13 protein-coding genes are annotated in these 13,929 nt (G+C 63.1%); 6 read left to right on the forward strand and 7 right to left on the reverse strand.

Annotation, left to right across the window (positions count from 1 at the left end; all coding sequences use genetic code 11):
- Positions 1–22: 22 nt before the first annotated feature.
- The 6 genes from C5L14_RS24190 to C5L14_RS24215 all read right to left on the reverse strand — a co-directional run bounded on the left by C5L14_RS24190 (position 23) and on the right by C5L14_RS24215 (position 6,261).
- On the reverse strand, positions 23–1,090 hold the full coding sequence (locus C5L14_RS24190; protein WP_105864626.1) for an ABC transporter ATP-binding protein: 1,068 nt from the start codon (positions 1,088–1,090) through the stop codon (positions 23–25).
- A 13-nt stretch (positions 1,091–1,103) separates the two neighbouring features.
- The gene (locus C5L14_RS24195) at positions 1,104–1,943 is read right to left on the reverse strand and encodes a carbohydrate ABC transporter permease (protein WP_105864627.1); all 840 of its coding nucleotides are present in this window, start codon (positions 1,941–1,943) and stop codon (positions 1,104–1,106) included.
- Positions 1,944–1,945: 2 nt separating this feature from the next.
- Positions 1,946–2,869, reverse strand: coding sequence for a carbohydrate ABC transporter permease (locus C5L14_RS24200; protein WP_105864628.1), 924 nt, complete (start codon positions 2,867–2,869; stop codon positions 1,946–1,948).
- A 207-nt stretch (positions 2,870–3,076) separates the two neighbouring features.
- Positions 3,077–4,342: an ABC transporter substrate-binding protein gene (locus tag C5L14_RS24205; protein ID WP_105864629.1), complete on the reverse strand. Its 1,266-nt coding sequence runs from the start codon at positions 4,340–4,342 to the stop codon at positions 3,077–3,079.
- A gap of 84 nt (positions 4,343–4,426) precedes the next feature.
- Positions 4,427–5,596, reverse strand: coding sequence for a PLP-dependent transferase (locus tag C5L14_RS24210; RefSeq protein ID WP_105864716.1), 1,170 nt, complete (start codon positions 5,594–5,596; stop codon positions 4,427–4,429).
- An 11-nt stretch (positions 5,597–5,607) separates the two neighbouring features.
- Positions 5,608–6,261 (reverse strand): FadR/GntR family transcriptional regulator, encoded by a 654-nt coding sequence (locus C5L14_RS24215; protein WP_105864630.1) that lies wholly within the window; start codon positions 6,259–6,261, stop codon positions 5,608–5,610.
- A gap of 327 nt (positions 6,262–6,588) precedes the next feature.
- On the opposite strand from C5L14_RS24215, the gene rimO reads away from it, so the two are divergent.
- The 6 genes from rimO (at position 6,589) to C5L14_RS24245 (ending at position 12,817) form a co-directional block, all read left to right on the forward strand.
- Positions 6,589–7,941 (forward strand): 30S ribosomal protein S12 methylthiotransferase RimO, encoded by a 1,353-nt coding sequence (gene rimO / locus C5L14_RS24220; protein WP_105864631.1) that lies wholly within the window; start codon positions 6,589–6,591, stop codon positions 7,939–7,941.
- Positions 7,942–8,370: 429 nt separating this feature from the next.
- Positions 8,371–9,513, forward strand: a complete 1,143-nt coding sequence (ampC, locus tag C5L14_RS24225; protein WP_245443543.1) for a class C beta-lactamase — start codon at positions 8,371–8,373, stop codon at positions 9,511–9,513.
- A 207-nt stretch (positions 9,514–9,720) separates the two neighbouring features.
- Positions 9,721–10,593, forward strand: a complete 873-nt coding sequence (locus C5L14_RS24230; protein WP_105864633.1) for a transporter substrate-binding domain-containing protein — start codon at positions 9,721–9,723, stop codon at positions 10,591–10,593.
- A gap of 106 nt (positions 10,594–10,699) precedes the next feature.
- Entirely contained in the window at positions 10,700–11,368 is a 669-nt protein-coding gene (locus C5L14_RS24235) for an amino acid ABC transporter permease (RefSeq protein WP_245443545.1), read from the forward strand.
- 4 nt (positions 11,369–11,372) lie between these two features.
- The gene (locus C5L14_RS24240) at positions 11,373–12,008 is read left to right on the forward strand and encodes an amino acid ABC transporter permease (protein ID WP_105864634.1); all 636 of its coding nucleotides are present in this window, start codon (positions 11,373–11,375) and stop codon (positions 12,006–12,008) included.
- An 11-nt stretch (positions 12,009–12,019) separates the two neighbouring features.
- Positions 12,020–12,817 carry an amino acid ABC transporter ATP-binding protein gene (locus C5L14_RS24245; RefSeq protein WP_105864635.1) on the forward strand — a complete coding sequence of 266 codons (798 nt, stop codon included), beginning with the start codon at positions 12,020–12,022 and terminating at the stop codon, positions 12,815–12,817.
- 66 nt (positions 12,818–12,883) lie between these two features.
- Here the strand turns inward: C5L14_RS24245 and C5L14_RS24250 are convergent, their stop codons facing one another.
- On the reverse strand, positions 12,884–13,693 hold the full coding sequence (locus tag C5L14_RS24250) for an EamA family transporter (protein ID WP_105864718.1): 810 nt from the start codon (positions 13,691–13,693) through the stop codon (positions 12,884–12,886).
- Positions 13,694–13,929 lie beyond the last annotated feature (236 nt).

A 13,929-nucleotide genomic window follows, 5' to 3' on the forward strand; every position in this document is an offset into this window, starting at 1 on the left:
CTCGGTCATTGCGGCCCAGACATCAGATCAGCCTGATGCGTTCTCCGCTTGCCGGGTCGAACAGGCGCAGATCGCCGGGGGCGATCGCCAGCTTCACGATCTCGCCAGCCGTCAAGGCGGGGCGCTCCGTCGTGAACAGCTTCAGTCCCTGCCCGCCGATCTCCAGATGCGCCACCGTGCCGAGCCCCGTCGGCTCGACCAGATCGACGCGGGCCGGCACGTTGCCCTCCGGCGAGAGCACCGCGCGCTCCGGACGAATGCCGACGACGATCTTCCCGGGCAAGCGCTGGCCTGGCAGGACGACAAGCACCGTGTCGCCGACGCGCAGGGTGGTGCCGCCCTCTCCCGGCTGCGCCTGCGCATCGAGGAAGTTCATTGCCGGTGAGCCGATGAAGCCGGCCACGAACATGTTGGCGGGATCGTCATAGAGTTCGAGCGGCGCGCCGACCTGCTGGATCACACCCCCGTTCATGGCGACGATGCGATCGGCCATGGTCATCGCTTCGATCTGGTCATGGGTGACGTAGATCGAGGTCGCTCCGAGATCGCGGTGCAGCTTGCGGATCTCGAAACGCATCTGCTCTCGCAGGCGGGCGTCGAGGTTGGACAAAGGCTCGTCGAACAGGAAGGCCTTGGGGTTGCGCACGATGGCCCGGCCCATGGCGACACGCTGGCGCTGCCCGCCCGACAATTGCCGTGGCTTGCGGTCCTGCAAGGCTTCCAAGCCAAGCTTGGTGCCGGCCTTGGTCACGGCGTCCGCGATGAAATCGGCCGCTTTCTTCCGCAGCTTGAGCGCGTAGCTCATATTGTCGCGCACGCTCATATGCGGATAGAGCGCGTAGGATTGGAACACCATGGCGATGTCGCGATCCTTCGGCGGCAGGTCGTTCACCGTGGCGCCGTCGATGAGGATCTGGCCTTGGCTGGTGTCCTCAAGCCCGGCGATGAGACGCAGCAAGGTCGACTTGCCGCAGCCGGAAGGCCCGACCAGCACCACGAACTCGCCCGAGGCGATCGTAAGGTCGATGCCCTTGAGGATGGGCAATGCGCCGTAGTTCTTGCGGACGGCTTTGACTTCGATATTGGCCATCGGAAAAACCCTTTCAGCCTTTCACGGCGCCGGCCGTGAGGCCCTGGACCAGATAGCGCTGGATCAGGAAGAAGAAGATGCAGACGGGGATGAGCGCGAGCACGCCGGCCGCCATCATCTGCCCGAAATCCACCGCGAACTTCGATACGAAGTTGAGCAGCCCCACCGGGAAGGTGATGACGCTGTCCTTGGTGTTGAGCATCAGGGCAAAGAGCAGTTCGCTCCAGGCGGCGGTGAAGACGAAGCCGAGGGTGGCGGCGATGCCGGGCATGGTCAAGGGCAGGATGATCTGGCGCAGCGCCCCGAAACGGGTGGCGCCGTCGATCATCGCCGCCTCCTCCAGATCCTTCGGAATGCCATCGAAGAAGGACTGCATCAGGAAGGCGGCGAACGGCACGTTATAGGCGGTATAGATGATGATCAGGCCGGTCAGGCTGTTGTTGAGGCCGAGCGGCTGGAACAGCTTGAAGATCGGCGCGATGATCATCACCAGCGGAAACATCTGGGTGACCAGCATCAGTCCGACCAGCCAGAATTTGCCGCGATAGACGAAGCGCGAAAAGCTGTAGCCGGCGCCAGCCGCCAGCAGCGTGGTGAACAGCGCGGTAAAGCCCGAGATGATCACGCTGTTGCGGAAGAACAGCGGGAAATCGGTGTGGGTGATCACCGAGGCATAATGATCGAAACCGAAGCGCGAAGGCCACAGCTTCACCCCTTCGCTGTAGAGCAGATCATTGGGCGTGACCGAGACCTTGAATACCCAGTAAAGTGGGAACAGGGCGAAGAGCAGGAACAGCCCGATCAGGGTGTAATGAAAGACCCAATAGGCCGAACGGCGGGTGGAACGGCGCATGGTCAGGCCCTCCGGATCAGCATTTGCCTGAGCGCGATCAGCGTGGCGGCATAGGCAAGCAGCAGCACCAGCAGCACCATCGAAATCGCCGAGGCATAGCCGAAATCGAGGCGCATATAGGCCTGCGTGTAGATGTAGCTGGCGATGATCTGGGTCGAGTCGGCCGGCCCGCCGCGCGTCATCACCACGATGAGGTCGGCGGAATTGGCGATCCAGACCGCGCGCAGCAGCACGGTGATGGCGATCGTCGGTGCCAGGAACGGCACGGTGATCGAGGTAAAGCGCTTGAGCGGCCCGGCGCCATCGATCTCGGCCGCCTCATAGATGTCCTGCGGGATCGACTGCAGGGCGGCGAGCAGTGTGATGGCGAAGAACGGAAAGCCCCACCAGACATTGGCGACGATCGGGCCCCAGATGGCATGGGTCGGGCTGGAGAGAATGTTGTCGGGCGCCGCCATCAGGCCGAGGCCGGAGAGCCAGTGCGGCACCGGACCGACGATGGGATTGAACATCCAGGCCCAGTTGAGGCCGGAGAGAAAGCTCGGCACGGCCCAGGGCAGGAACACCAGTGCCTGCACCACGCCTCGCCCCGGGAAGGGCCGGTTGAGCAGGAGGGCCAGGATCAGGCCGAGAATGAATTGCAGGGCGACCGAGACCACCGTCCACAGCACCGTATTGGAAAGGGCGTTCCAGAAATTGGCATCGCCCCACATGGTGTGGAAATGATCGAGCCCGACAAAGCCGCCGCCAAAGGGTTTCAGGAGTTGGATATCGCGGAAGGCGTAGGACATGCCGATGGCCAGAGGCACCAGCATGATCGCCACGATCAGGATCACCGAAGGCGCTGCATAGAGCCAGGGTTCGAACGCCAGCCAGGCGCTTCGGCCGCGCCGCCTGGTCGGAATGGAAAGTTCTGCCAAAGCCATTCGGTATCCGATCGGGAATGGGCTGGGGACGGAGAAGGCAGCCGGGCGTGCCGAACCATTCCCTCCTCCCCTTGCGGGAAAAGGTGCCGGCAGGCGGATGAGGGGTGGCGGCGCCCCTGAAGAGGTCGCGTGCCTCCCCTCATCCGGCACTTCGTGCCACCTTCTCCCGCAAGGGGAGAAGGAACACGCGCGGAGCCTACGGAATGACTACTTCTTCTTCGCCAGAAACTTCTGCTGGGCCTTGGTCAAATAGTCCGCCCACTGCCCGGCGAGTTGCTCGGGGGTGAGCTGGCCCAGCAGCGCCTGCTGCGTGGTCTTGACCGCGATGGAGTCGGCGAAGAAGGCGAACTCCTCCAGATAGGTCGGCATCACCAGCGGCGAGACATTGGAATCGCCGAGCTCGGCGAACCAGCCCTTGAACTTGGGGTCGGCATAGAAGGGATCGTTGGCGGCGGACTTGTAGATCGGCAACGCGCCCGTCTTCTTGTTCCAGGCGATGTTGCCTTCCGGGCCATCGAGGGCGGCGATCAGCTTCCAGGCCAGTTCCTTGTTCTCGGAATTGGCGAACATCGACCAGGAGGCATAGCCGATGGTCGGGAAGGTCTTGCCGGCCGGCCCCTTGGGCATGGGGGCGACGTCGTAATCGTCCTTGTTCATCTTGTCGGCCACGGCGATCAGGGCATCGGGATCCTGGTCGAGCATGGCGCAGGTGCCGGAATAGAAGCCGGTGACGATCTCGTTGAAGCCCCAGTTCACGCTATCCTTGGGCGCATAGCCGTTCTTGTAGAGATCGACCAGCACGGTGACGCCCTTGATCCAGCCGGGATCGGCCATGGTCGAGGTGCCGTCAGGCTTGAAGAAGGTACCGTCTCCCGCCATGTTGGCGCCCATCATCATCCAGCCATTGAGGCCGCCGGGACCGCCGCGCAGGCAATAGCCGAACTTGCCCGGAAGGGCGGAAACCTTCTTGGCCGCCTCGACGAACTCGTCCATCGTCTTGGGCGGACCGTCGACGCCGGCTTCCTTGAACAGCTTCTTGTTGTAGAACATCGCGCGCAGATAGAAGCCATAGGGCAGCGCGTAGGCGGTGTTGTTGACATAGCGCCCCATTTCGAGTGCGCGGTCGTTCAGTTCCTTGGTGTGCTCCCATTTGGCCAGATAGGGCTCGAGATTTTCGAGCATGCCATTATTGGCGTAGAGCGACTGCCACCGGTCAGGCATCTCGACCACATCCGGCGTATCGCCGGCCGAGACCATGGTGGCGAACTTCTCGAAGGCCTGGCCCCAGGGCAGCGAGGTGATCTCCACCTTCACGCCCGGATTGGCGTCCTCGAACTTCTTGACGATCTCCTTGAGCGTCTGGGTGCGCTCAGGACTGGTGATGACTTCCGTCAGCTTGAGCGTGGTGTCGGCCAAAGCCGGCAAGGCCAGGGCCAACGAGGCCGTCGCGGCCAGCAACAGTTTCTTGAACATTGAGATTCCCCTCTCTTGTTATTTGCACCCTACGTCCCAGCCAGAACCCGAACGCTCGTCCAATGGGCGGCGTCGGCGCACCGGCTATCTCTTGGCCGCAGCCAGCGCCTGCGTGACATCGGCCCATAGCGCGTCCGTGCCTTCCAGGCCGACATGGAAGCGCACGATGCGCTCCGAAACCCCGAAATCCAGCGCCGAGTTAGGACCCGCATTCTGGCCACGCGTAACCAATGCCGGCACCACCAGGCTTTCATGCCCGCCCCAGCTCACGCCGATCTTGAACAGCTTGAGGGCATTGCAGAAGGCGGGAATGTCGATGCTGTCGTCGAGTTCGAAGGAGAACAGGCCGGAGGTGCCGCTCAGCCCGGGCGGCAGGCTGTTGCCGAGACCCGGATGGTAGACTGCCACCACTTCCGGTAGCTCGCCGAGCTTGCGCGCGATGGCCAGGCCTGCCGCCTCATGCGCCTTCATGCGCGTCGGCAAGGTGCGCAGCCCCCTGAGCAGCAGCCAGGCTTCGAACGGCGCCAGCTTGGCGCCGAGATAGGGTGTGATGGTGCGGCGGATGATGTCGACGAGTTCCTTGCGCCCTGCTACCACGCCGGCAACCACGTCCGAATGGCCACCGATATATTTGGAAGCCGAGTGCACCACGAGGTCGACGCCGAGGCGCACCGGCTGCTGGAAGACCGGCGAGGCCCAGCTGTTGTCGAGGATGGTGATGACGCCGTGCTGGCGGGCCAAGGCCGTGAGCGCGGGAATGTCCTGCGTCTCCATCATCCAGCTGTTCGGGCTCTCCATGTAGAAGAGCCTGGCGCCGGGCAGTGCCGCGGCGACGGCCTCGGCGTCACGGCCGTCGACATAGACGGTCTCGACCTTCCAGCGTTTCAGCAGCGTCTCGAACAGGCGATAGGCGTCGGGATAGACATGTCGCACGCACACGATGCGATCGCCCGGCTCGAGGAAAGCGAGCACACTGGAGGAAATCGCGCCCATGCCGCTGGCAAAGCCGATGGCATCCTCGGTGTGTTCGAGTTCGGCGATCTTCTCCTCGAAAAGGCGCGTGGTCGGATTGGTGACACGGGTATAGACGGGGCGCGACTGCTCGCCGCGATAGGTCGCCGCCATCTCCTCGAAGCTGGAGAAGGTGAACAGCGACGTCTGCACGATCGGCGGCACCACAGCCTCGAAGGCGTGGGCATCGTCATGGGCGACGACGAGGCTGGCATGGTCGAAATCGGCCAATGCCTGCGTCATCCGATGGTCGGTCATTTGGACATGTCCTTGATGTCTTCTTCGACAATTTCGAGAATGGCGAGCGTCTTCAAACGTGCCGTTTCTGGATCGCGCCGGACGATGGCGTCGAAGAGCTCGCGATGGAAACGAAAGGAGCGGCGGGCAAAATCGGGGCGGTCGAACGGTTCGTCGAAGAAACTCTCGAAGGCACCGCGCATTTGTTCCAGGAGCTGGCCGAACAGGGGATTGTGGCTGGCGTCGTAGATGGCCAGATGGAAAGCGAGGTCCTCGGGGCCGGAGGTTCCCTTTTCCAGATGCACCGCCTCCATGATGTCGAGCTTGGCCTCGATGACGGCGATGTCGTCAGGGGTCGCCCTGAGGGCGGCGAGCGCGCTCACCTCGGTTTCGAGCCCGCGCCGAACCTCCAGCGTCTGCAGCAGGCGGTCGCGCAGCAAGGCAGTATCGATCACCAGCGGCATGTGGATGGCGTCGGCCGAGAACACCCGCTTGAGATAGGTACCGCTGCCCTTGCGGGATTCCACCACCCCCAGGGCCTGCAGCTTGCGGATGACTTCCCGCACCGTGGAACGGCCGACCGCCAGGGTCTGCATCAGCTGCCGTTCGGTCGGCAGCCGCTCGCCAGGTTTGATGCCGGAGGTGGCTATGAAGGTGCCGATCGCACGCATGACGTCATCCGCCCGGTCGGCGGATGGCAGCGGAGCAAGTCCCTGGAGAGACGGCGTGCTCAAATGCGGCTTCCGGATGATGATTCAAAAATTGGTCTGACATCTGACTATTTTTCAAAGCAGATTGGATTGTCAAGGAGAAAGTCAGACCAATCACAATCCCGTGGATAGGCCTTGGGACCCGGCTCTTCTTCGCGGCAAACGGGATGTTTCCGGTCTGCCTGAAGAGCAGGCTCGATTGCCTGCCATGCTCACTCCGCAATTGCATTCCGACCCGTCTTGGCGCAAAGGAACGCGTTTCATGAGACAGACGGAAAGAAAGCGGACATGGCGGTGATCGAAGCAGCGCAAGAGACGGCCGAGGGCAAGACGGCCCCGACGGTCTCCTATGTCTCGCTGGGCTGCCCCAAGGCCCTGGTCGATTCCGAGCGCATCCTTACCCAACTGAGGGCGGAGGGCTACGGCATCACCCGCAACCACAAGGGCGCGGATCTCGTCATCGTGAATACCTGCGGTTTTCTCGATTCGGCCAAGGCGGAATCTCTCGGAGCCATCGGCGACGCGATGGCCGAGAACGGCAAGGTGATCGTCACCGGGTGCATGGGCGCCGAGCCCGATCCGATCCTGGAGAAGTTCCCCAACGTCTTCGCCGTCACCGGCCCGCAGCAATATGAGACGGTGGTCGAGGCCGTGCACAAGGCGGCGCCGCCGGCTCATGACCCCTTCACGGACCTGGTGCCGCCGCAGGGTCTCAAGCTCACGCCACGCCACTATGCTTACTTAAAGATTTCAGAGGGTTGCAACAATCGCTGCAGCTTCTGCATCATCCCCAAGCTGCGCGGCGATCTCGTCTCCCGCCCGGCCGCCGATGTGATGCGCGAGGCCGAGAAGCTGGTGAAGGCCGGCGTCAAGGAATTGCTCGTCATCAGCCAGGACACCTCGGCTTATGGCGTCGACATCCGCTATGCCGAGAGCCCCTGGCAGGGCGAGCCGCTGAAGGCGAAATTCTACGATCTCTCCAAGGCCCTCGGCGAACTCGGGGTCTGGGTGCGCATGCATTATGTCTACCCCTACCCGCATGTCGACGACGTCATCCCGCTGATGGCCGAACGCAAGATCCTGCCCTATCTCGACATCCCCTTCCAGCATGCCTCCCCAACGGTGCTGAAGGCGATGCGTCGCCCCGGCAACCAGGAAAAGGTGCTGGAACGCATCCATAAATGGCGCGAGATCTGCCCCGACATCACCCTGCGCTCGACCTTCATCGTCGGCTTCCCGGGCGAGACCGACGAGGATTTCGAGCTCCTGCTCGACTGGTTGCGGGAAGCCCAGCTCGACCGGGTCGGCTGTTTCGAGTATGAGCCGGTCGCCGGCGCCACCGCCAATGATCTCGGCCTGATGCCGGTGCCGGACGAGGTGAAGAAGCAGCGTCACCGCCGCTTCATGGAAACCCAGCAGCAGATCTCGATCCGAAAGCTGAAGAACAAGGTCGGCAAGCGCCTGCAGGTGATCATCGACGAAACGGGGCCGACCGTCGCCAGGGGCCGTTCCATGGCCGACGCACCGGAGATCGACGGTGCCGTCTATGTCGCCAGCCGCCGCCCGCTGCGCGTGGGCGACATCGTCACGGTGAAGATCGAGCGCTCGGACGCCTACGACCTGCACGGCATCGCCGTCTGAGGACCGGCGATCCGGAAATCCGGGCGCGACCGACAACAGCAACACCGACTTTACGAACCCGATCGCCGACAGTCGGGTTCGTCCCAGACCGCTTCACTGCCGCGGTCCGGCGGCGTCTTCCGCCTCAATCACAAGAGACAAACTTATATCCGACAGCCACGGGATGGGCGGCAACGCCGCGCTGCCTTATCCAAAGGCCAAGATTTTCTCATGTCACCGCCAAATATTCATCGTTTGGCGGGAGCCGGATTTGCTCCTATCCGGTGTCGAGCGGGCGGTGGTCGATGATGCGGCGGAGTGCCGACGAGACCTGTCTCCCCGGGACAACATCGCGAAATGGAGTTGGGAATGATGTCGTCGACATTGCGAGCCAATCTGAAACTCGGATGTCCGACGGGGATGATCGCCGCATCGGCTCTCGCAGTTTCCATGACTGCCGGCTCACCGGTTTCGGCCCAGACGCCCCCAGAACGGAGCCATCTGGAAGAGGTCGTCGACGCCGCCATCAAGCCGTTGATGGAGCGGGATAAAATTCCCGGCATAGCCGTCGCCATCGTCGTCGGCGGCAAGCAATTCGTCTTCAATTACGGCCTCGCCTCGAAGGAAAACGGACAGAAGGTCACCGACGCCACGCTTTTCGAGGTCGGCTCGATCAGCAAGACCTTCACCGCTACCCTCGCCGCCTATGGCCAGGTCCGCGGCGCCTTCTCCCTGTCCGACAGGGCGGGACAGAGATTGCCGGCTCTCGCCGGCAGCAGTCTCGAAAATGCCAGCCTGCTCGACCTTGCCACCTACACGGCCGGCGGCCTGCCCCTACAGTTTCCGGACGAGGTCACCGACGATGCCAAGATGCTTGCCTATTACAAGGCATGGCACCCGGCTTACGCGCCCGGCACCCACCGGCTCTATTCCAATCCGAGCATCGGCCTGTTCGGCTATCTCGCCGCTCAGGCCATGGGCAAGCCCTTCGATGACCTCATGCAGGCGGAGCTGCTGCCCCTGCTCGGTCTCTCCAATACCTATGTCAGGGTGCCGCAGGAACGAATGGCCGACTATGCCTGGGGCAATAGCAAGAACAACAAGCCCATCCGGGTATCGCCGGGGCCCATGGATGCCGAAGCCTATGGCATCAAGACAACCGCAGCCGACCTCATCCGCTTCGTCGAAGCCAATATGAACGGTTCCCGGCTGGATGAATCGCTCCAGCGCGCCATCGCTGCAACGCAAACGGGCTATTACAAGATCGGCGTGATGCAGCAGGGACTCGGATGGGAAATGTATGGCTATCCGACGACGCTCGAGCGGCTGCTCGCCGGAAACTCGGCCAAGATGGCCCTCGAGCCGCACCAGGCGCACAAGCTCGTGCCGCCCCAGCCGGCACGGCGTGACATGCTGTTCAACAAGACCGGCTCCACCAGCGGCTTTGGAGGCTATGTCGCCTATGTGCCCGCCAGGGGCATCGGCATCGTGATCCTGGCCAACAAGAACTATCCCATTCCGGATCGGATCAAGGCGGCCTGGCAGATCATGACTGCGCTCGACGGCCCAATAAAACCGGCGCCCAAGCCCTGAGACGTCGGCGACAGACAGGCGCCCAGGCCCTGCACCTCCCCGGTGCGGGGCTTTTTTTACGCCGTTTCCTTCCCACCAAAACCAGGCGACTCCGTTCCCACCTGGCCACATCCGTCTTGACACCCCTGGATGCCATTAATACCATAACTATGCCTAATATAACATAATAATGTAATATAGCATCCAGATGATGGGGAGTTCAGCACTATGGAAGACTTCGCCGAAACCAGACGGAATCTGGTCAAGGGCGGCTTGCTCGGCGGCCTCGCCCTCGCCAGCGTCGTCGGCTCCGCCCGGCAGGCAGCCGCGCAAGCCTCGTCCGACAGCCTGCTCCGCACCGTGCTCGATCGCGGTCACCTGATCGTCGGCACCGGTTCCACCAATGCGCCCTGGCATTTCGAGGACGAGAAGGGCGAACTCACCGGCATGGACATCGCCATGGCGAAGATCCTCGCCAAGGGCCTGTTCGACGACGCCAGCAAGATCGAGTTCGTGCGGCAGGACGCTGCCCAGCGCGTTCCCAACATCAATACCGGCAAGGTCGACGTCGTCATCCAGTTCATGACGATCTCGCCGGCCCGGGCCCAGCTCGTCGCCTATTCGCGCCCCTATTACGTCGAGGGCGTCGCCTTGCTGACGCGCCCAGACAGCGACAAGAAGACCTTCGACGACCTCCTCAAGGCCGGGTCCGGCGCCCGCATCTCCATCCTGCAGAACGTCGACGCCGAGGAAACGGTGAAGAAAGTGCTGCCCGAGGCGACGGTGATGCAGCTCGACAGCCAGCCCAACGTGGTACTTGCCCTGGATTCAAAGCGCGTCGACGCCGCCGCCGTCGATCTTTCCAACGTCTGGTGGCTCGCCAAGCGTCATCCCGACAAATATTTCGACGCCGGCAAATCCTGGAACGCCATGCTCTACGGAGCGGCGGTGCGCCAGGGCGACCCGGACTGGCTCCATTTCGTCAACACCACCTTCGGCGTGGCGATCCATGGCCACCAGAACGAGATCTATGATGCGGCGCTGCGCGATTATTTCGGCCTGACGCCGCCGGCCCGCAAACCCGGGCTGCCGACCTTCTAGACCCCGCTTATTCCGGCAAACTCCCGACAGCATCGCCGGCCCACTTCGGTGCCGAACCTCACCGGCGATGCGAGGGGCCATAGCGCAGGACGGCTGGATCTCCGGCATGATGCATTATCACTTCAACTTCGCCATCGTTTGGCGCTATTCGGCCAAGCTCTTCGAGGGGCTGCTGCTGAGTGTCGAACTGGCGGCCGCGACCATTGCGATCGGCATGCTCATCGGACTGATCCTCGCCTTGGTCCAGCTCGACGGGCCCCGATGGGCCCGTCCCCTGATCCGCTTCTATGTCGAATTCGTCCGCAACGTGCCGCTGCTGTTGCTGGTCTATCTGGTCTTCTACGGCATCCCCAGCGCCATCGACCTGCAATATGAGGCGACGACCTCCTTCGTGGCCACGCTCGCCGTCTATTCCGGCGCCTATCTCGTCGAAGTCTTGCGGGCGGGCCTCGAGGCCGTGCCCAAAGGCCTGATCGAAGCGGGCAAGAGCATCGGACTGACGCCGTTCGGCGTGCTCTGGCACATTCGCCTGCCGACGGCGCTGCGCATCGCCCTGCCTTCGCTGTCGAACACCTATGTCTCCCTGTTCAAGGACACCTCGATCGCCTCCGCCATCGCCGTGCCCGAACTCGCCTATGGCATGCGCTGGATCGAGACACAGACCTTCCGCACCGTTGAAGTCTATCTGCTCGCCACGCCGATCTACCTCGTGACCAGCTACGCCATCCTGCTGCTGCTGAGGCTGGCAGAGCGGCGCTATGCCATCAGCCGGTGACACCATGTCCATGATGCTCGAAACGCTCCCCTTCCTGCTCGGCGGCCTGTGGACCACGCTCTTCGTCTCTGCGGCCGTGGTCGTGATTTCCCTGCTGATCGGCATTCCACTCGGCTGCGCGCTGGTCTTCGGACCGGCCTGGGCACGGCTGCCGATCCGGCTCTATGCCGATTTTGTCCGCGGCGTGCCGATCCTGGTGCTGCTCTATTTCATCTATTATGGCCTGCCGGCGTTGCGCATCAATCTGCCCAGCCTGCTGGCGGCGATCGTGGCGCTCACTGCCTTCAAATCGGCCCAGATCGTCGAGATCACGCGCGGGGCGTTCCAGGCCATTCCGAAAGGACAGACGGAAGCAGCCCAGTCGATCGGCCTCGGCCTCTTCGATCGCTTCGTCTATGTCCTCGCGCCCCAGGCCGTCAGGCGCTTCCTGCCGCCCTTCATCAACAGCGTGGTCGACACGGTGAAGGGCTCCTCGCTCGTATCCCTGCTCGGTATCGTCGACCTGCTGCTCTCGCTGCAGCAGGTGATAGGCCGTACCCATGTCGCCCTGCCCCTCTATGTGCTGGGTGCCCTGCTCTATTTCGCCATCAACTTCCCGCTCTCCGCTTTGAGCCGCAGGCTCGAAAAGCGCTTCGTCTGATCGGAAGCCCCATGCCCAACGCCGCGACGCAGCCGGTGATCGAGATTGCCAATCTCACCAAATCCTTTGGAGCCCTGCAGGTGCTGAAAGGCGTCGACCTTTCCGTTCAGAAGGGCCAGGTCATCGCCATCATCGGCCCGTCCGGCAGCGGCAAGACCACCCTGCTGCGCTGCATCAACTTCCTGGAGGAATATGACGGGGGCTCCGTCCGCATCGACGGGGTCGAGGTCGGCTTCAGCGAAACGAACGGCAAGCGGCGGCGGCGCAGCGAGCGCGAACTCGCCCACATCCGCGTCGACGCCGCCATGGTGTTCCAGCAGTTCAACCTGTTTCCGCATTTGACGGCAGCCCAGAACATCATGCTGGGCCTGGTCAAGTCGCGCGGCAAGAGCAAGGCCGAGGCGAGGAGCATTGCCGAGAAATGGCTCGGCCGCGTCGGCCTGTCGGCGAAGGTCGATGCCATGCCGGGACAGCTTTCCGGCGGACAGCAGCAGCGCGTCGGCATTGCCCGCGCCGTGGCGATGGAGCCCAAGGTGCTGCTCCTCGACGAGATCACCTCCGCTCTCGATCCCGAACTTGTCGGGGAGGTCCTCGGCGTCGTGCGTGAATTGGCCACCGAGGGACGCACCATGATCCTGGTCACCCATGAAATGGCTTTCGCCCGGGAGGTCGCGGACCGGGTCGTCTTCACCGACCAGGGCAAGATCGTGATCGACGCTCCGCCCGCGCTCGTCTTCGGCGAGCAGCCGAACGAGCGACTGCGCGCCTTCCTCGCACGCTTCGCAGGCCTGCAATACCAGGGGTCATAAAGGCCGCATCATTGCGAGCGAAGACGGTGATTCAATCTTTATGCTGGTTGGTGTGAGTGCCGTCCTCTACTCCCGCGCGCTGATGACCGCGCCGGCGCTGGCGATCATCACCAGCGCGATACCGCCGATCTGCTGTAGGCTGAGCGGCTCGTGCAGGACGAGATATCCGGCGAGCGCACCGATACCGGGCTCGGCGCTCATCAAGATCCCGAAGGTGGCCGAGGACAGGCGCCGCAGAGCCATCATTTCGAGGGCATAGGGCAGCAGCGGCGTCAGGACGGCAAGGCCGACGGTCTGCACGGCGAGACCGCCGGGAAGCGCAAAACCGGTTTCGTACAAGCCGAAGGGCGTCGATATCAGGGCGGCCGCGGCGAACGAGATCGCCAGCCCTTCCAATCCCTTGAAGACCTTGCCGATCCGCTTGCTCAAAAGGATATAGGCGGCCCAGCCGGTCCCGGCTGCGATCGCAAACATGAAGCCGAGCATGTCGACGCTCCAGCCTGCCTGGTTTCGCACCAGCAGGAGAACGCCGGCAAAGGCCAGCACCAGCCAGATCAGGCGCCAGCTGCGGGCAAAGCCGAGAGCCGCCACGCCCAGCGGCCCGAGGAACTCGATGGCAACCACCAGGCCCAGCGGCACACGGGTGATCGCCACGAAGAAGAAGAGCGTCATCATCGCGATGGTTGCGCCGAGCGCCAGGGCCGTCAGGATCTCCCGGCTGCGATAGCGGCGAAGGTCGGGCCGGACGATGACGCCCAGAATGATCGCCGCCCAGGCCAGACGCCCCCAGGTGGTGGCGAAAGGACCGTAGGCCGCCATGGCGGGATGCGCCAGGGCCGCGCCGAGCTGCACCGAAACCATCGAGCATATGAGCATGAGCAAGGCGAGGCCCGTCTGCGATGTCGATGGTGCGGCTCCTGCTGCCGCGCTGCTTGGATTTTCCTGCAAAGTCCCCTCCCCAGGGGTGTGCTTCTACACCATCGAAACGGCAAAGCGCAGAGTGGCAAAACGACGTCTACGGCCGCCGGACGGAAGAATCGAGCCGAGCCTAATTCAGTTCGCCTAAGCGTCTTCGAGTTTGCGCGACCTTCGCCAGGAGCGGGCTTGCCCCG

Source organism: Labrys okinawensis, from assembly GCF_002982075.1.
In the GTDB taxonomy this organism is placed as follows: domain Bacteria; phylum Pseudomonadota; class Alphaproteobacteria; order Rhizobiales; family Labraceae; genus Labrys; species Labrys okinawensis_A.

What these genes read in the sequence shown, in the direction of transcription:
- C5L14_RS24190 (WP_105864626.1), bottom strand. Translation starts at nt 1,090, where the DNA reads ATGGCCAATATCGAAGTCAAAGCCGTCCGCAAGAACTACGGCGCATTG.
- C5L14_RS24195 (WP_105864627.1), bottom strand. Translation starts at nt 1,943, where the DNA reads ATGCGCCGTTCCACCCGCCGTTCGGCCTATTGGGTCTTTCATTACACC.
- C5L14_RS24200 (WP_105864628.1), bottom strand. Translation starts at nt 2,869, where the DNA reads ATGGCTTTGGCAGAACTTTCCATTCCGACCAGGCGGCGCGGCCGAAGC.
- C5L14_RS24205 (WP_105864629.1), bottom strand. Translation starts at nt 4,342, where the DNA reads ATGTTCAAGAAACTGTTGCTGGCCGCGACGGCCTCGTTGGCCCTGGCC.
- C5L14_RS24210 (WP_105864716.1), bottom strand. Translation starts at nt 5,596, where the DNA reads ATGACGCAGGCATTGGCCGATTTCGACCATGCCAGCCTCGTCGTCGCC.
- C5L14_RS24215 (WP_105864630.1), bottom strand. Translation starts at nt 6,261, where the DNA reads ATGCGTGCGATCGGCACCTTCATAGCCACCTCCGGCATCAAACCTGGC.
- rimO (WP_105864631.1), top strand. Translation starts at nt 6,589, where the DNA reads ATGGCGGTGATCGAAGCAGCGCAAGAGACGGCCGAGGGCAAGACGGCC.
- ampC (WP_245443543.1), top strand. Translation starts at nt 8,371, where the DNA reads ATGACTGCCGGCTCACCGGTTTCGGCCCAGACGCCCCCAGAACGGAGC.
- C5L14_RS24230 (WP_105864633.1), top strand. Translation starts at nt 9,721, where the DNA reads ATGGAAGACTTCGCCGAAACCAGACGGAATCTGGTCAAGGGCGGCTTG.
- C5L14_RS24235 (WP_245443545.1), top strand. Translation starts at nt 10,700, where the DNA reads ATGATGCATTATCACTTCAACTTCGCCATCGTTTGGCGCTATTCGGCC.
- C5L14_RS24240 (WP_105864634.1), top strand. Translation starts at nt 11,373, where the DNA reads ATGTCCATGATGCTCGAAACGCTCCCCTTCCTGCTCGGCGGCCTGTGG.
- C5L14_RS24245 (WP_105864635.1), top strand. Translation starts at nt 12,020, where the DNA reads ATGCCCAACGCCGCGACGCAGCCGGTGATCGAGATTGCCAATCTCACC.
- C5L14_RS24250 (WP_105864718.1), bottom strand. Translation starts at nt 13,693, where the DNA reads ATGCTCATATGCTCGATGGTTTCGGTGCAGCTCGGCGCGGCCCTGGCG.